Below are 17,312 nucleotides of genomic sequence, written 5' to 3' on the forward strand. Positions count from 1 at the left end.
AATCGCCTTCTTGAGCCTGCGGTAGGGGGCAAAATAGATATGCAGGAACAATAACATCATCAGCAATCCCAGCCCTTGCATGGCATGGATATGCCAACCCACAGCTGCCATGCCGCCGAGATAACTACCGATCATGGTGTAGCCGGTGACCAGCAGCGCAACGACACACATCCACACCCAGCGGAAAAAGACCGACAGGGTATGGCACCACAACATCGATCGTTGTGCCGGATCCAGGACTTTTACGGCCGCCGGTCTCAGAGCCATATAGGCGAAAAACATGCCGCCAACCCAAATGACCGCAGCCAGGGTATGGATCGCAATCAAAATACTCATTAAAACACTCTCTTTATCAATGTAAATAAAACCGCACTATAGCAGTAACCGGCAGACAATGAATGAACGACGGGTCATGCTACCGGTCACTGCCACACAGCTTAGACGGAATAATTCCGAGTTTCTACAAGAGACTTATTTATCAAATATTTATGATAAAAAACAAACTTTACATGCATTAACACAATCTATCAAATGGTTATATTTTGCAATAGGAGATTCAGACACGCTTGTTAATGCCCGTTTCTGAGCGAGGATGGCGCACGCGTAAAATCTCCAGTATAACCTGTGATGTTTTCATGTAAGTGGTTAATACTCAAATAAAATTGGAACTGCCTCTGTTCTCATATGCGATGTTTACATTTTTGACTAAAGGCAACGAATTCATCCAAAGATTGAAACAACATGCTTATCATAAGTAAATCCTTTAACGGGCAGTTGTGAGATTTTGCATGAATGAATAAACATGTCGGTTTATAATAAAGGTTCTATAGCGTTTAAACGCTTGGGCCGCCAAGGAAAGCGAACTAAGAGAGAGCAGACTTTATTTAAAAATGCTTTAAAAACGCAACTCAATAGACTGTCAAGGGTATGTCGAACTGTCGTCTTATTTTCTGCTTATAAGAAAAAAGAAAAGCTAGATGAGAGTATATATACAGCCTACGATAATAATTTAGAGGCGCACATGACAGGCGCAATGAAGAGAGGTTGGATTTTAACGGAGCTCTATATAGCAAGTCAGTGTTCGGCTATTTACGATAGCCTTTTTGAGGCAGAAGGCAGAAGGCAGAAGGCGTGAACGCGGTTACCAACTCTAAAGTATTTCGGATGAATTGGGAAAAGCATTCCTCTACACTAATGGAAACTATACCAGTTGGTAGTGCCAAACATATTATCGCTCCCTTCGGTAAACTCATAAAATAGAGTTTACCGAAGGGAGCGATGTTAAAACAGTTGCAAAGTGGACATGTCATCGTTTATGGTGGCAAAAAACACTCAGGGCTGGTTCTACAAATTAATGGAATCGATAACCCACTATAATGTGGCTGAATTATAGCAAGTATGGAATTGGACTGTCGATTACCTATCAAGATATGCCAAACGAGCACATTCTGGTAGAGACAGGAAAACGGGGAGATTGCAGTGTGGTCTGAATCCGGTTATTTCTTAAAGTCCAACCTATGAGCCTCCATTAATAACTGAGTTAGAACCTCACAACTTTGACATTATTGCTTTAGTTTGAGAAGGGAGGCGACCATTCCATTAGCCTGGGCACTTTCCGGTCAATCAACAGCGCTGAAAATCAACAAATGCTTAGGTCAGCTATCAGGCAGTTTTTGCCTTCAACCAATACTATTCAACGGCGGCATGCGCGATCAACGCTTGTTCAAGCAATCTCTGAATTTTTAGATTTGTTGATATACTAATGGCAACAGATCCGACAGAGGAGACATACTGTAAATATCATATGTGGTATTAGTGTTGTCATCTTATTAATTACCTATTAAGTCTTTAGTCAAATATTGAATTGGTTTTTTTACTTTAGGTTTAATAAAAACAGGGGAATTACATGACCTCAAAGTGTCCAGATAAAAAGTCGAGCGCCCAAGATATCCAAGCATTTATTGGCAAAGTCAAAAATACTCCGCTGGTCACTGCTGTAGACAAGGGCAGATTAATATTTGCAATGGATGCCACGGCAAGTCGTGAGCACTGCTGGGATATGGCGAGTCAAAATCATGCGGCTATGTTTGTTGAAGCATATAAGGTGAGCACACTTAGTGTGCAGCTTTGTTATTACCGGGGGATGGGTGACTTTACAGCGCTTCCTTGGACACGCAGCGCGGATGACATTAAACAAGCCTTACTTTCGGTACGATGCCTAGCCGGTCAAACCCAGATTGCCAAAGTACTAGCACATGCATTGAGTGAGGCACGCACAAGCAAAGTAAACGCACTGGTATTTGTGGGTGATTGTGTCGAAGAAAACCCGGATTCACTTGCAGCCTTAGCAGGTCAGTTGGGAATACTCAATCTACCTTTATTTATTTTTCAGGAGGGAAAAAATCCAAAGGTTGGAAGTATCTTCTCACAGCTAGCGACATTGAGTGGCGGCGCACATTGCCAGTTTGATCAAGGTAGTGCCAGACAGTTAGGTCAGCTGTTAGCAGCGGTTGCGGTGTATGCAGCGGGCGGTAAACCTGCCCTGGAAAATAATTTATTGAGTAGGGATGCGAGCGTGCGCCGTTTATTGCTGCAGCTAAAATAATCATGATTAGATAGCCGCCAATAATCCAACTGCTCTCACGGAAATAACAACACTGTAAATTAAAAAATGATAGGCTTTGCGGCTTAACTGATACCTCAAATAAGTGAAAACTCTATGTTAGTATTTATCGCTTTAATAGCGGTTATCATGATCGGCTATATCACAGTGGGGTATATTCGAACTCTGAAACGGGAACAAAGAAAGAAAGTCGGTGCGAAAGCCGGCATGCTTGCGTTTATCGCGACGCTGATCTTGCTAACGGTCACTGGAAGGCTTTACATTTTGGCAGCACTGGGAACAGGTTTAGTTGTATTTGCTAAGCGCTTGTTACCCTTTCTACGTTACTTTCCGTTTTTTAAAAGCCTTTTCCAGAAGGCTAAAGCTAAACAGAGTTCGGGTTCATCCAAGTATTCTACCGTTGAAACCAGTTTACTCAAAATGACCCTCGATCACGAAAGTGGTGAAATAGATGGTGAATTATTGGACACTGTTAGCAAGGGTAAATATCTGTCTGAATTTGATCTGCCAGATTTAATCTCTCTCTATATCCTAGCTGGTAAGCAATATCCGGATGCGCTTGAGATTTTGGCTGCCTATCTTGATCGCAAGTATGGTGCTGATTGGCGCGAAGCTGCCAATGCAGGAAATGGCTATCAAGAGAGCGGGCAAAACTCTCGCGGAAGCGATAGCAGTGAGATGACTGTAATTGAAGCTTATGCGGTACTGGGCCTTGATAATAACGCAACGGAGGAAGAGATTATTGCCGCCCACCGCAAACTGATGCAGAAGTTCCACCCAGATAAGGGAGGAAGCAATTATCTGGCAGCAAAAATAAACCAGGCGAAAGATTTACTAGTGAGCAGCAAGGACAAGTAAGCGCAAGCCGCTCATACTTTTACATTTCTGCTGTCTAGCCCTTATTTGGACGCGGTGCTTCGGTAATCAGAGGATATTTAAGAAGTCATTGTTGACTTCCGCATCGACATAAAAACATAAAAACTACCTCTATTATCATTGATAAAAATTAAAGGTAGTGTTGCAACTGTTGAAATAAATTGTTGCTGGCTGCAAATGGCACTTTACAATCAAACATTGTCGCTAAAAATCAACAAAAGCTTAGGTCGGCTATCAGGCAATTTTGCCGATTTCAGGAAAATTAATATTTAAATCGGATATTATCCTTTATTGAAGTGTCCGGCTAATTCAACCACAACAAGACCTGGCGGCGGAATGAAGGCTACTAATTTACCAATGAAATCGAGGGGGTCAAAGAACACATGAGTGGTACCATCACGATAGGGTGTTTTAAGTTGGTAACGAATTTTCCCGTAAGCCGTTATTGCCAACCTTTTTTCTGATACTGCAGAGGGGGACTCTCTTCAAAAGAAGTAACGGCAAAGTCTTTCGGGTTTATTCCTATCCTGAGCGTCACTCATTACACCCGCATGAAGATTGAACCCTGCTATATTTGCGACACGGTCTAATTCAACAACAACGCTCGGTATTGGGAGAAAGTGATCGTAAATGGGGTCGTCTCAAGAGATAAATAGAGTAAAAGGTCTATGGCGCTTCGTGCCCCGTTGCGCCATATAAAGCTAAGTCGCAACCGCCCCCCAAGCGAGCTAGAGCAATATGATTTACGTGGAATCAAAAGTCTACAAAATAGCGGCGGAAGATCAATGGAAGCTTGGAATAAAGGGAAGCGGCTTGGTCAGAAAAAATCGTTTAAATTAGAGGATATCTGGAGAATTAGAATTCGTCTAGAACTAGAAAAAAGCTGGAACAGTTAGTCATCTTTAATTTACGTGCGATGTCTTGTTAATATTTGATATTCATAAACTCGACTCCCAGTTGTTATATAACATTATGGACTGTCAATAGATGATCTTCCCCTATCAACTTTCTGACCTTAACGCTTATGATTTATGACTTTCAAGAAGGGCATTTATTACTTGTGTTAAAGAGGTGGTTTGTCGTTTATTTCTAAAAACCACAAAAACATAAGGCTTGAGTTAATCTATTACAGTGTATTAATGAAGATTGTTGGCAAAGCAGATTTATAATTATTTAGAGCACATTTACAATAAAATTACAGAAATAGTGATGAAATCATCAAGTTGATTACAGATCTCCAGTACATCTTGGATGTGGGGTAGGTATATCTGATAAAATAAAATCATTAATTTTTGAAAAAATGCACCGTTTTAACGCATTATCTTGGGAGATTGCACTGTTTTTGATTAAATGTAATCTATTTTTTTCAAGTATGACTCATGCTTAACTTTGGTTTGATAGTGTAATGGTGTCGTGCTAACTAACTTCTTAAACTCTTTTAAAAAATGAGGTTGATCAGTAAAGCCTAAGTCAAAAGCCAAATCTAAAAACGTCATTTTATCATCATGATTTATTTTGTATATAGCTGATTGACACCTAACAATACGGCTATATGTTTTAGGCGACATGCCCATATTTTCTTGAAATTTTCTTTGTAATGTTCTGATCGAAAACCCCGTTATTTCCTCTAGATATTTTATCTTTACATTACCCTGTCGTTTATTAATTTCATGAATAATAAGTGTAGTAAGAGGTGAATGTTTGCGTTGCATTTTTTTATTCATAAATTGATTAAATATTTCTACTTGAATAGAGAAATTTTGTTGCTGGTTTATCTGCTCAACTAACTGATTTGAATCAGGAACCAAGTCATTTAGGTTGTAATGATGATCAGCTAGATCTCCCGCAGAAATATTTAAAAAATCAGGCATCACTCCTGATTGATATCTGACGCCAAAATATCGATGGTCAGTGATGAGGTCAACCGTCATTGCTTCAAGGGGAGTACCAAACACCTCTGCCTTTGCTGTGTCGCAATCAAATAATAGGTCAATGCAGCCATCAGGAATGGCCACAGGAGTTTGCTTAGTGTCGCCAGCTTGAAAGGTATAAAAATGTGATATATCTGGATGCGTTGAGTTTATGAGTGTAAATTTTTGTGCCGCATTCATGACTAACCAAGGCTGTTTATTATGGATATGGCTGAGGTTATTTATTACCGAGTTAACCTGCATAGTTAGACCAAATTAAAGGGAAAAGTAATTAAACGTTTGCAATCTTGATGCCAAATCAGTTTAAAAATTAAACACATTACATGTCGTAAAAATACAATACCGCGATTCATTGCTGGGATAGGATTGTTTTCAGACACTGCTAATAAATATTAATGTCACATATTTTCGCAGTAACACTGACAACAATGAGGAATTTAAAATGTCTGAGAATACTAAAATTGACTTCATCTATTTATCTGAGCAAGACATGATCAAAGCGGGTGTAACGGATATGCCTCGCTGTGTTGATACCATGGAAGATATGTTTAAGTTACTTTATACAGGTGACTACCGTATGGCTGGTGAAAATAATGACTCACACGGCGCAATGGTCACTTTCCCAGAAAATCCTGAATTCGCTACTATGCCACGCCATACACCGGATCGCCGATTAATGGCAATGCCTGCTTACCTTGGTGGGGATTATCAAACATGTGGCGTAAAATGGTACGGCTCTAATATTGCAAATAGAGAGAAGGGCTTACCACGTTCAATTTTAATGTTGATTTTAAATGACGTAGAGACGGGAGCACCATTAGCTTATATGTCTGCTAATTTATTGTCTGCTTATCGTACGGGTGCTGTGCCAGGAGTGGGGGCTCGTTACTTAGCGCGCAAGGATTCAAAAGTGATTGGACTTTTAGGCCCGGGTGTTATGGGTAAAACATCTGTTGCCGCTTTTATGGCGGTATGCCCGGATATTGATACGATAAAAATCAAAGGCCGTGGTGAAAAAAGCCTTAATGATTTCACCAATTGGTTAAGCAAAACATTCCCTCAAATTACCAATGTAAAAGTCGTTAATTCATTAGAAGAGGTAGTAAAAGACGCAGACATTGTCACCTATTGTAACTCGGGGGAAACAGGCGATATTTCTAGCTACCCTGAAATTAAACGCGAATGGGTGAAAGCAGGTGCCTTTATTTCTATGCCAGCATATTGTCGTTTAGATGAAGAGCTAGAAAAGCCTGACGTCCGTAAAGTATTAGACAACCCGGGTCTCTATGATGCTTGGTTCTCTGAAGTACCAAAACCCGCTCATCAATATATCCCTATTATCGGCGTACGTTTTCTAGATATGGTTGAAGAAGGCCTAATAGAAAAAAGTGAGCTTGAAGATCTTGGGAAAATCGTTTCGGGAGCAGCGCCAGCGCGAACAAATGAGGATGAAATTATCATTCTTTCTGTTGGCGGCTTACCCGTTGAAGATGTCGCCTGGGCAACCAAAATTTACCGAAATGCGCTGAAAAATAAGATAGGTGTTACGTTAAATCTTTGGGATACGCCTGAATTACGTTAGTCGCACCGGCCTATGTTGAAGTTGCGCTTAAGGCGGTCAGCTCAAGCTTTAGGATGTGGTTATGTCGTTGGTTTTTATCCAAAATCCCGCCGATATCCACACCATGATTGAATCTATTAATTAACGCAGCTTTTAACAATTTAAGCCATGTATGGCCTGATTTTAAAGATTAATAGAGGCGCTGCCAGAGCTCTAAAATGGATGAAGGAAATCACGATGTGTTATTTACTCGTCGTATTTGACGATAGGAGATAGAACAATGAATAATAAACTCAAACAGACCTTAGGTTTCTGGTCATGTTTCTCGGTGGCCGTTGGCCTTGTGGTCGCTTCTAGTACAATGGTCGCACTCGGACAGGGGATGGGCATTGCCGGTGGTGGGTTTGTCATCGCCATGATTGCTGCTTGGATCCTGCAACACTTTTCTGCACAGAGCTATGCAGAACTGTCGTGTATAATGCCTCACTCGGGTGGTATCCGAACCTATACCCGTGTGGCGATGGGCGCTTTGCCAGCGGTGGTTGCGACAATACTCGGTTTTGTTGTTCCAAATTTGTTTGCAATACCCACTGAGTTAGCGGTTGCTAGTTCTGTCCTTTCTGATACATTTTTCCCAAGTATTTCTCCGTTAATTTTTGGTGGAATTCTTCTCATATCTTTAACTATTACAAACATTGTCGGTGTGGATATATTTGCTAAGTTGCAGATTATGTTCACGATGACCATGATGGTATCAATGACCCTACTTGGTCTTATCGGTTTAACCGGAATTGGTGCTGCACCTGCTCCGGTAATCGCTGATATCCCATTCAATGCAATGGGAACCGGAGTATTCAGTTTAACGGCACTCGCTATCTGGCTTTTTATCGGTATCGAATTTGTTACGCCGATGGCACAGGAAACCAAAAATTCTGAAAGAAATATTCCACGTGCAATGTTCTTAGGTCTTGTGGTTATTTTCGCGGTTAATCTGGTATATGGTTTTGCTTCACTTAAATATGTACCTGCAGAGCAATTAGCGTCATCTAATCAGCCACATATTGATATGGCTAGGGCCATTCTGGGACGTCCGGGGGTTATCTGGATCTCGATTATTTCAATCTTTGCTAGTGCCAGTTCCATCAGTACCGTGATTGCCGTTGTGCCTCGTATGCTCTATGGTATGGCGCTTAGTCATGAGTTACCTAAGATATTCTGTAAAATACATCCTACTTTCCGTACTCCGTGGATCGGAATTATTGCGATGTCATCAGCAATTGGGGCATTTTATTATGGTGGTATCTGTGATGCACCGAATCTTGTTATCTACATACTATCAGCTTGTTGTGCCTGGTTATTCTGCTACGTCATTGCGCATATTAATGTCATTATCCTGCGTGTGCGCTATCCAAAAATGCATCGTCCTTACAAAAGTAGATTCTATCCTATTCCTCAAATCATCGGTACATTGGGTATCATATACTCTATTGTAAACATTGCCCCTGTTCCAGAGATGAAAGAGCCTATTTTTACCCTTGTCGGTATCATGACGGTATTAGCAGTTACCTATGGCGTTATCTGGTTAAAATTTGTAGTTAAACAACCACTATTTAAGCCTCAGAGTATGCGAGAAGCACAGGCAGATTGGATACAAGTAGAAGAAAATCTTAATATAACTGGCATTACTGCGACCTTTGGTATTGAACCAAAAGATCCAGTAAAATCACCCGTATAACGTTTAATAAAAGGAAAAAAATATGATTTTAATTCAAGCAATTATTCGTCCGGAGAAAACGATGGAAGTGACAGAAGCACTTGCTGAAGTCGGTGTGCATGGACTGACTAAGGTGCCGGTCATTGGACGAGGCCAGCAGAGTGGACTTAAAGTGGGCGATATTAGTTACAAAGATATGCCTAAAGAGATGATCCAGACTGTTGTCGAGGATCATCAGAAAAAAGAAGCGGTAGAAGCAATTATGAATGCTGCTCGTGTTGGTGATGGTAATCGTGGCGATGGTCGAGTATTCGTTATTCCCGTGAAGGAGTCTTATAACATTCGCTCTGGTGAAAAAGACTAAAATTATTTTGGTACAATTTTAATTGCGAAAGGGAAAATACGATGAGTTTAAAAACCAGTACATTTATCATGGCTCGCTCCGCCATTTTTAAGCATACAGCAGCACTTTCCGCAGGTTGGGGGGAAATAGAGCAGGCTGAAGATGGAACGGTTAGCTTTAGCACTCCACCCGCAACGCTTGAAACATTGCGAGTAGAGCCAGAGTTTAAAAAACGCTGGATGGGCGGAACCTGCGCCATGAACTTTAAATTTTCCCATCAATTAACCTGTTCTGACAGTGCAAAGCTGACATTTAAAGGAAGTCGAGGAGGGCATTTCACCGGCAGTATTAATGGTGCATTCAGTGCTAGCCTGTTGGATGCGCTGAATGCGGATACAAAACTTAAAGTGACGTTGCATTCTATCGACCTCGATAAATTAGTAATCGATGTTGGCGATCAACGCGTGGAGACTGTTTTGACGCCATACGGTGGTGGCTTGGCTTATCTCGTGATCCCTCCTATGCGAACGCTTATTCCACTTCCTCCAGAGCAGATTGCTCCTTTGGCCTGGGCGTTAGAAAGGATCGGAACAATTATTGATTCAGTAAAAGGTTAAAAAAACTTATTTGTTGAACACAAAAATAGTTGTTAGCACCCTTGATAAACTTAAGTTAAAAGCCTTTCTATGAGAATAGAGGGGCTTTTTTTTTGAGCTAAGGATTTAAAAAATAAATTACTCAGGTTGCTTTTTGTAAAAAGCTTAAAAGCACCACCACGCACACTTCATGCGACTGCGAAACTGCGTTTCGGTTCGCATTCATTAACAGAGGCGCTGCGAGCTACACGGAGAAAAGACTAAAACAATACGTTATAAGCTAATTATTACTTGTTTTGTGTTTTCCTCTTTTAACTCTGTGTCCTCTGTGGTGCATTTTTTAATGATTTTAATTCTTTTCTGTTTTACCTGAGTTAAGTGTATAAGCATATTTTGTTTTATAGACCTATTTCGAGCGAATACCCAACTGTTCGAAGACAATGATGAAGCTGAGATATCCAACACACCTAATCCTTGTGTCATAGATACGTCGAGCAGAATTCATGATAATTCTGCTATCGAATATGTGCGAGATGGATGTCGCAAAAATACAATACGCACCTGAATTCGAGTGATAGTATCGAAAGCAACTACTCATTGAACCCCCTGTAACTGGCACGACGATATGCAGGAAAACACGGGTATATGGGGGAGTCAAAAAGCTAAAAGTAAATGATATGGATATAGGTGATGAAATATTTATAACCCTAACCAGTTTTAGTCCCCATAACCGTTTTTTAATAAGGATAAGCATTATGCAACGCATTAATTATTCATCAGGCGCTCCGCTAGAAGAACTCGCAGGCTATTCACGTATGGTGAAGATTGGCAATCAGATCCATATCGGTGGTACTACTGCAGTTCAGCCTGACGGCACTGTTTTCGGTACGACACCTTACGAACAGGCTCACTATATTTTCGGAAAATTTATTGAGCTTCTCAAAAGAGCAGGCGCTGAGGCTAAAGATGTTTACAAGGTTAAGGCTTATATCACCGATATGGAGCAAGCCAAAGACGTTGCCGCTGCATACAGCGAATTTTTTAAAGAATTTCGTCCGCTGTTTACCATGGTTGAAACACCTAAACTAAATCGACCGAGTCAGTTTGTTGAAATTGAACTTGAAGCAATGCTTGGCTGCGAAGTCTAGACCAGATAAAAATACCAAAAGAACTAAAAAGGAGATCATTCTTGCTGGTTAAAATTATCCCTAACTACGTTGTAAGTCTTGAAGTGAGAACAACTATCTCCTGCAACTTACGCCTTATTAGTGTTAATTTTTCCTGCGCAATAATTGATCACTTAATTAATCCTTTTGGTATAACTGTGGTTGCGGATGGTGCGTCGTAGCTGTAAGGAGTTAAAGATGTTGAAAAGATTGCATGAAAATAGCCCAGATGCAGAATTGATGACCATCACCTTTGAAGGTGAGCAGTTGCAGGTTCCGGCCGGTGAAACTGTTTTAGCCTCAGTGATGGCGGCAGGGGCAAGGTACAATCGTACTTCGCCGATCAGCGGTTCGGAGCGCTCAGGATATTGTCAGATGGGCGTCTGCTTTGAGTGCCTGATGGAAATTGATGGCATTCCCAATCAACAGGCCTGTGCTATTCAGGTACGCGATGGCATGGTCGTTAATCGTCAGAACGGTAAGAAGGTGTTGGCAAATGGATAAAATCTATGACCTTATTATTATTGGTGCCGGACCTGGCGGACTTGCCGCTGCGGTTACAGCTCAAAGCCTGGGACTTAATGCCTTAGTCGTCGACGAGCAGCCGGAGCCAGGCGGGCAGATATATCGCTCGATGGAGCGTAGTCGCTCGGAAAATGCCGATGTGCTCGGCAAGGACTACTTCGCTGGAAAAAAACTTGTCGAGTCCTTTCGCGCCTCGGGTGTTACCTATATGCCGAACACCACTGTGCTAAATATCGCCAACGAATTCGATGTCGATCTGATATCTGCAGGGAAAACACTGCGAGTACACGGGCGCCGGATGCTGCTTACTATCGGTGCTGTAGAGCGGCCCGTGCCGATGAAAAACTGGACACTGCCTGGCGTGATGGGCGCGGCCGCTGCGGACATTCTATTCAAATCGGCTGATATGGTTCCGGATGAGCCGGTGGTTCTTGCGGGCAGCGGGCCGCTGCTGTTGCAGGCCGCCTGTCACTTGGTCGACAATGGGGTCAAAATTGCGGCGATGGTCGAAACAGCCAGTCTTAAGGATTACATCAAGGCAACTCCTTTTTTGCCAAAAGCGCTGCTTCGTTGTAGTTACCTTATTAAAGGCCTGCAGATGAGATTGAAGGTGAGAAGTGCCGGTGTGCCGCTCTACATTGGCTGTCGCGATCTAGAGGTTACCGGTCAAACACGAGCAGAAGGTTTACGCTTTACCTATCGTGGCAAGCAGATGAATATCGCAGCAAAATCGGTTTTATTGCATGAGGGGGTTGTTCCTAATCTGCGCTTGAGCCAAGCACTTAACTGTGAGCATGAATGGTACGAACCGCAGCGCTACTGGAAACCAGTGCTCGATCTATGGGGGCAGACCAGCGTAGAGAGCGTGTCGATTGCAGGTGATGCCGCAGGTATCGGAGGTGGTCCTATGGCAGCAGTCAGAGGCCACTTAGCAGCTATTGATAATGCCTACAAGCTGCACAAGATCAGTGAATCGGAACGTGACCGTTTAGCGGTAAAACACAAGAAAAACCTTGCTAAGGAAGAATGGATACGTCCCTTCCTTGATCATGTTTTTCCGCCTAATCGTCAGACCCTAAGCCCCACAGATGACGAGACTCTGGTCTGCCGCTGTGAAGAGATCACTGCCGGTCAGATCCGCGAAGCGATCGCTCAGGGTGCACGTCATCCTGCTCAGATCAAAGGCAAAACTCGAGCCGGAATGGGACCCTGCCAGGGGCGCATGTGTGCGGCAACTATCTCAGAAATAATCGCCGATAGCTGCTCAATCGATATCAAAGAGGTCGGTTCGCTGCGGATTCGGACGCCATTGAAACCCTTAAGTATTGAACAGTACGCCAATATGACGTTTGGTGATAAGGACTGACGCCATCCCAACTGCTCGAAAGTTGGAAGTCGCAGTTTGAAATACGCGGTAGCTGGGCTGGAATTATCAGCATCATTACAGAAGAGAGATACAATGAAGACAAATGCAGATGTTATCATCATAGGTGGCGGAATTATCGGTTGTTCGACCGCCTACTATCTGGCAAAAAAGGGAAAGTCGGTCATCGTTCTGGAAAAGAGTAAGGTGTTTGGCTATGGTGGATCCGGTCGCAACGGTGGTGGGGTGCGTCAGTCCGGTCGCGACAAACGCGAACTTCCTCTGGCCATGTACGGCGTAAAAAATCTCTGGCCGAACCTCTCTGAAGAGCTTGGGACGAATGTAGAATATTATCAGCACGGAAACCTGCGTCTGGGGAAAACAGACAAGCATATCGAAATCCTCAAGGGCTTGACTGCTACCGCCGTCGACCAAGGACTCGATGTTAGGATGATCAGCGGTGAAGAGGTCAGAGAGATTTGCCCGCATCTATCCGATGAAGTGATTGGTGCGAGTTGGTGTCCAACGGACGGCCATGCCAATCCGCTGCAGGCCACGCTGGCCTATCACAACAGAGCGCGCCAACTGGGTGTTTGCTTTTTGACTGGGCAGAATGTGCTGTCGCTGAAAATGGTGGCTGGCGAGTTGCGTCAGGTCGTGACCTCTGATGGCGTGTTCGAAGCGGACAGAATCATCCTAGCAGCGGGTTTTGATAGTCGACCGATCTCTCAGAGCGTCGGTGTTGATGTACCTATGAAGCCGATTGGACTGGACACACTGATCACCGATGCTCAGCCTCCCATGTTTTATCAGATGCTAGGCACAGCCATGGCCGATTTTTATGGCCACCAAACAACCCACGGTTCCTTTGTTTTCGGCGGTGGTTCGCCGAACAGCATTACCTCCACGGCAGAGCAGACTCCAATAGAAGGCACCTCGGCCACATGCCGTGGAATTCTTGGATACATCCCTGCTCTAAAACACGCGAAGGTAGTACGCAGTTGGGTCGGCATCATAGATATGTGCGAGGATAAGGTACCCGTTCTTAGCAAGGTAAAGGATGTTCCGGGGTTGATTTTAGGGTGCGGACTTTCTGGCCACGGCTTCGGGATCGCTCCCGCCGTGGGAACTGTTCTATCGGAGTTAGCCTGCGATGAAACACCTTCCATCGATATCAGTGGATTAGGGTATGAACGTTTTGCCGGTCGAACGTAAATCTCGGTATTGTCACTTAACTAAACCGTTCCCAATTATGCGATAATCTGTTGATGATAAATTCAAATATTTACTCAGGTTATCGTTATTCTGCACAAATCATCAGCCATACGTTTTTTCAAAAAAACTGTTAAAAGGCAACAAGGTATGGCATTAAAGGTTGTTGCCGATAAACTTAAAAGCTATTCACCGGCAAAAAGAATTAATCCCAAGTGTTGAACACTCTACAGTGCAATATGAAAATAACCGATGTGACCTATTACATCAGCCTACTCGGCAATAAGAAAAACAAATGCGGAAGTTCAAATCTTATGGGCAAGTTCAACGGTTTTTGAGTTGCCATGGAGTGGTGAATAACTTATTTCGATCGGGTCGTCATTTAGTCAAAGCTAACATTATCGCACTTTCCGCGATCGTTCCTTCGCTAAATGGAATAGTGCTAGTTGTGTCCAAAATTTAGATTGATATGTGTTTAACCTAATTTACTCGGATCAGCAGGATAAGTTGACAATACCGTGATTTATTCTAAGTCACTTCGTGCCCCGTTGCGAGCTAAAAACTTTTAATATTGTAGCCAATATTACTTAGCCAAAATACATAGGTTTAATTTATTTTTGGTGGATATAAAATTGTTGTGGTCAGAATGTTTGGCCACTCCGATGGAGAATTTTGGATTGTTTTTTATGGCTGTTTGTGCACTTTTATAATATGAGTTGTATACAATTGAGTGGCACCTAAAAGGTAATTACCACGGATATATTTTTTGGCTGTATGCACAAAGTAAAGATGCCTAATCAAAGCCGTATTTTTATTGATTTTATTAAGCAAAACTCACTTGTAATTCTGTCTGATTAAACGTTTGTTTAATATTTCGATAAGCTAACCCACTTGGATAACCACGTTGTTTTGTGTAGATTAAAGCGCGTTGGGTAATTGCCTCATCACTAATAGAGTTAGTAATAGCAAACTCTCTACGACCTTGAACCGATTTATTAACATAGCCTAATGTAATTAACTGTTTTGTTATTTCATCAGCGCAGGTTAAGACTGAAGAGGCTTTGACTATTTCACAACGTGCATAGTTATTTTCTTCAAATGAAACTCCTGCAGCGCGAAGGTTTGCATCATCACCAGGTATTTGCTGCGCACCAAATAATGGAACATCGGTTACCCTTGCTGTCGAGAAACTAGGTATAAACTCAGCCATATGCTCAATAGCTCGCTCAGTGCGAAGTTTAACTTCATCCAAAGACCATCCTTTATAAATTTTATCTAAAAAAGATTTGCCTAGCTTAGGTTGCGCACTGTTTTTGTCATTCGCAATAAGTCCTTTATCAAATAAGGTGATTTTTTCGGTCATACCGTGCAATTGTATTACGTTGTCTGGATAAGGTGTAAACTGTGCCATTCCATGAGGTGTGCCACGCTCACCGTGAAAAATAACTTCAGGCCAAAAGCCACCAGTTCCTTCCCATTGCGTTACATAAGCAGCCTTGAACTCGACAATACGTTGCTTGTGAAAACCTGCTGCGTCGTCTATTTCACCACTTTTAAAACCTGCGGCATTAATTATGTAATCAAAATATTCAACGGATTCTTGTTGGTTTTGCTCAAAAAACACTTTCCAACCTTTATCTTCTATGTGCGTTAACTGATTAACTTTAGTCTTCAGCAGGATTTTGCTTTTCGGATTCTTTTCTAATGATAATACGGCACTTGCACCCAATCGGAATACATTCCAACCAAATTCTTGCACCAGTACTAATGGAAATTTAAGGGTTGATAAATCAACATGCTTAGCAATCGGAATCATCCACTCTTCTGATGTACTAGGTACTGCGACTTCATCGAGCTTTGCTAATTTTTGCATCTCTTCTAATTCAAATAAACGATAATAATCTTGCGGCGCGCCTAGCACTTCATTATTAGCATCTTGCTGAATGAGTTGTTCATATTCCTGTGTTAGCATTTTTAAACGAGGTAATAATGCAAGCGCATCCCCACTGTCTCTTTTAGGTACAGCAATGACTGTCGGACGGTAATCAATAGAGTCAGGAAATAAACGCAGCGTTTCAATAGACTCTTTTAGTAAGGTGACACATTGGCTATCGGATATTTCACGATATAAGTTACCACCAGCATGCAAATGACAGATAGGAGGACCATTGACTAAGCTTGTTCCTTTTTCAAACAAGCTGACTTCAAGTCCTATTTCACTTAAGTATAAAGCAACAGAAGCCCCTGCTATACCACCACCTATAATTGCGATTTTTTTACTTTTTTGTGAATTTACCATAATGTTATTTATCTGCCCTACTAAAATTCATTGTTGATTTAGTTAATCTTCTATTAATTCATTTTCATTGGTTGGCGCAAAAGGGGCAATGATGTTACATATTGTGTAGTTTGCGACTCTAATTCATATAAATTATAGATACTTAACTTATACGGTGAGAATGTAAAATTAGTTCATTTATTTGTGCATTATCTCAATTATTAATGCAAGCAGCAAATCCAAGGTCAGATTCAGCAATTATTACTCAGGTGACTCTACTTCCAAAAGAAAACAGTTTGGCTTTGGCATATTGAGTAGTTCCGAGTTTGTGGGGACAATGCATCGCAACGGAAATGTGCAAATCATTGCAATTTCACATACAAAGAACTGGTTACAGAGACACTGTGTGGGCTGGTGTTCATTCTTGGAATGCTCGAAGATCTTCTGTGTTGAAAAAGCTTGGCTTTAAAGAAATAGAATCTAGCGTCGAAAGAGCATAGTACCTGTTAGAAAGAGATTTAAAACTAAATCGTATCATCAGGTAAATAGAGTAAAAGTTCTAAGGCGCGTCCATATATGCCCCTAAGCGCCTTGGATAGTGAAAATTTAAACTATAGTCACACTCGATTTTACCGAAAGCGAGCATAGTAGTGTCCAAGTGAATTTGGCCACTGTTATTGTCCTTGTGTTCGCGATCAAACCGATAAATTCAGAGCATACCGTACTCGAACACTTTGATGTACAGGATTCATTTATATTTCTGGGATTGGTGGTCTTATTGATCCTCCGCGATCTGAGGCAATACAAGCTACCGCCGCGTGCCACCGTGCGGGTATTGATGTGAAAATGATCACCGGTGATCATGCAGGGACTGCAGAAACTATCGGTAAACCGCTTGGTGTGTGGCATGGTGATAATGTGTTAACTGGGGCTGAGCTGGATAAACTGGATGATGCGGCACTCGAATCAATAATAAGCCACACGGGTATATTTGCTAGCACCAGTCCCGAACATAAATTACGTCTGGTGATGGCACTTCAGGCAAACAACATGACTGTTGCCATGACCGGTGACGGTGTTAATGATGCCCCTGCGTTGAAACGTGCCGATGTCGGTATTGCCAT

The 17,312-nt window shown here is 42.2% G+C and carries 16 protein-coding genes and 3 pseudogenes; 15 read left to right on the forward strand and 4 right to left on the reverse strand.

The window, feature by feature from the left end; genetic code table 11:
• Positions 1–336 (reverse strand): CopD family protein (locus tag ACJAZP_RS18610; protein WP_415232247.1); only part of this gene is annotated, 336 nt, incomplete at its 3' end.
• Between the two features lie 466 nt (positions 337–802).
• On the opposite strand from ACJAZP_RS18610, the gene ACJAZP_RS18615 reads away from it, so the two are divergent.
• The 4 genes and pseudogenes from ACJAZP_RS18615 (at position 803) to ACJAZP_RS18630 (ending at position 3,481) form a co-directional block, all read left to right on the forward strand.
• Positions 803–1,135 carry a hypothetical protein gene (locus ACJAZP_RS18615; RefSeq protein ID WP_415232248.1) on the forward strand — a complete coding sequence of 111 codons (333 nt, stop codon included), beginning with the start codon at positions 803–805 and terminating at the stop codon, positions 1,133–1,135.
• Positions 1,136–1,297: 162 nt separating this feature from the next.
• Positions 1,298–1,507, forward strand: a pseudogene (locus ACJAZP_RS18620) (IS4/IS5 family transposase); the annotation flags it as partial.
• Positions 1,508–1,906: 399 nt separating this feature from the next.
• Positions 1,907–2,605 carry a VWA domain-containing protein gene (locus ACJAZP_RS18625; RefSeq protein ID WP_415232249.1) on the forward strand — a complete coding sequence of 233 codons (699 nt, stop codon included), beginning with the start codon at positions 1,907–1,909 and terminating at the stop codon, positions 2,603–2,605.
• Between the two features lie 114 nt (positions 2,606–2,719).
• A complete protein-coding gene (locus tag ACJAZP_RS18630) occupies positions 2,720–3,481 on the forward strand; it encodes a DnaJ domain-containing protein (RefSeq protein ID WP_415232250.1) in 762 nt (253 codons plus the stop codon).
• Between the two features lie 311 nt (positions 3,482–3,792).
• Here the strand turns inward: ACJAZP_RS18630 and ACJAZP_RS18635 are convergent.
• Positions 3,793–4,083, reverse strand: a pseudogene (locus tag ACJAZP_RS18635) (transposase); the annotation flags it as partial.
• A 201-nt stretch (positions 4,084–4,284) separates the two neighbouring features.
• Here ACJAZP_RS18635 and ACJAZP_RS18640 point away from each other — a divergent pair.
• Positions 4,285–4,377, forward strand: a pseudogene (locus tag ACJAZP_RS18640) (integrase); the annotation flags it as partial.
• A 468-nt stretch (positions 4,378–4,845) separates the two neighbouring features.
• On the opposite strand, the gene ACJAZP_RS18645 reads toward ACJAZP_RS18640, so the two are convergent.
• Positions 4,846–5,610: a helix-turn-helix domain-containing protein gene (locus tag ACJAZP_RS18645; RefSeq protein WP_415232251.1), complete on the reverse strand. Its 765-nt coding sequence runs from the start codon at positions 5,608–5,610 to the stop codon at positions 4,846–4,848.
• A 262-nt stretch (positions 5,611–5,872) separates the two neighbouring features.
• Here ACJAZP_RS18645 and ACJAZP_RS18650 point away from each other — a divergent pair, with 262 nt between their 5' ends.
• The 8 genes from ACJAZP_RS18650 (at position 5,873) to ACJAZP_RS18685 (ending at position 13,913) form a co-directional block, all read left to right on the forward strand.
• Positions 5,873–7,012 (forward strand): tyramine oxidase subunit B, encoded by a 1,140-nt coding sequence (locus tag ACJAZP_RS18650; protein WP_415232252.1) that lies wholly within the window; start codon positions 5,873–5,875, stop codon positions 7,010–7,012.
• A 259-nt stretch (positions 7,013–7,271) separates the two neighbouring features.
• Entirely contained in the window at positions 7,272–8,726 is a 1,455-nt protein-coding gene (locus ACJAZP_RS18655) for an APC family permease (RefSeq protein ID WP_415232253.1), read from the forward strand.
• Between the two features lie 22 nt (positions 8,727–8,748).
• Complete coding sequence (locus ACJAZP_RS18660; protein ID WP_415232254.1) at positions 8,749–9,069, forward strand: P-II family nitrogen regulator; 321 nt, start codon at positions 8,749–8,751, stop codon at positions 9,067–9,069.
• Between the two features lie 41 nt (positions 9,070–9,110).
• On the forward strand, positions 9,111–9,665 hold the full coding sequence (locus ACJAZP_RS18665) for a hypothetical protein (protein ID WP_415232255.1): 555 nt from the start codon (positions 9,111–9,113) through the stop codon (positions 9,663–9,665).
• A 656-nt stretch (positions 9,666–10,321) separates the two neighbouring features.
• The gene (locus tag ACJAZP_RS18670; RefSeq protein WP_415232256.1) at positions 10,322–10,792 is read left to right on the forward strand and encodes a Rid family hydrolase; all 471 of its coding nucleotides are present in this window, start codon (positions 10,322–10,324) and stop codon (positions 10,790–10,792) included.
• A gap of 219 nt (positions 10,793–11,011) precedes the next feature.
• Positions 11,012–11,314: a (2Fe-2S)-binding protein gene (locus tag ACJAZP_RS18675; protein WP_415232257.1), complete on the forward strand. Its 303-nt coding sequence runs from the start codon at positions 11,012–11,014 to the stop codon at positions 11,312–11,314.
• Positions 11,307–12,701 (forward strand): FAD-dependent oxidoreductase, encoded by a 1,395-nt coding sequence (locus ACJAZP_RS18680; RefSeq protein ID WP_415232258.1) that lies wholly within the window; start codon positions 11,307–11,309, stop codon positions 12,699–12,701. The genes ACJAZP_RS18675 and ACJAZP_RS18680 overlap by 8 nt, the downstream gene beginning before the upstream one ends.
• A gap of 93 nt (positions 12,702–12,794) precedes the next feature.
• Positions 12,795–13,913: an NAD(P)/FAD-dependent oxidoreductase gene (locus ACJAZP_RS18685; RefSeq protein ID WP_415232259.1), complete on the forward strand. Its 1,119-nt coding sequence runs from the start codon at positions 12,795–12,797 to the stop codon at positions 13,911–13,913.
• Between the two features lie 820 nt (positions 13,914–14,733).
• Here ACJAZP_RS18685 and ACJAZP_RS18690 read toward each other — a convergent pair.
• Positions 14,734–16,209, reverse strand: a complete 1,476-nt coding sequence (locus ACJAZP_RS18690; RefSeq protein ID WP_415232260.1) for an FAD-dependent oxidoreductase — start codon at positions 16,207–16,209, stop codon at positions 14,734–14,736.
• A 305-nt stretch (positions 16,210–16,514) separates the two neighbouring features.
• On the opposite strand from ACJAZP_RS18690, the gene ACJAZP_RS18695 reads away from it, so the two are divergent.
• Positions 16,515–16,688, forward strand: a complete 174-nt coding sequence (locus ACJAZP_RS18695) for a GNAT family N-acetyltransferase (RefSeq protein WP_415232261.1) — start codon at positions 16,515–16,517, stop codon at positions 16,686–16,688.
• A gap of 334 nt (positions 16,689–17,022) precedes the next feature.
• The coding region (locus tag ACJAZP_RS18700; RefSeq protein WP_415232262.1) for an HAD-IC family P-type ATPase at positions 17,023–17,312 on the forward strand (290 nt) is incomplete at its 3' end.

It is taken from the genome of Psychromonas sp. (genome assembly GCF_047632955.1).
Classification (GTDB): domain Bacteria; phylum Pseudomonadota; class Gammaproteobacteria; order Enterobacterales; family Psychromonadaceae; genus Psychromonas.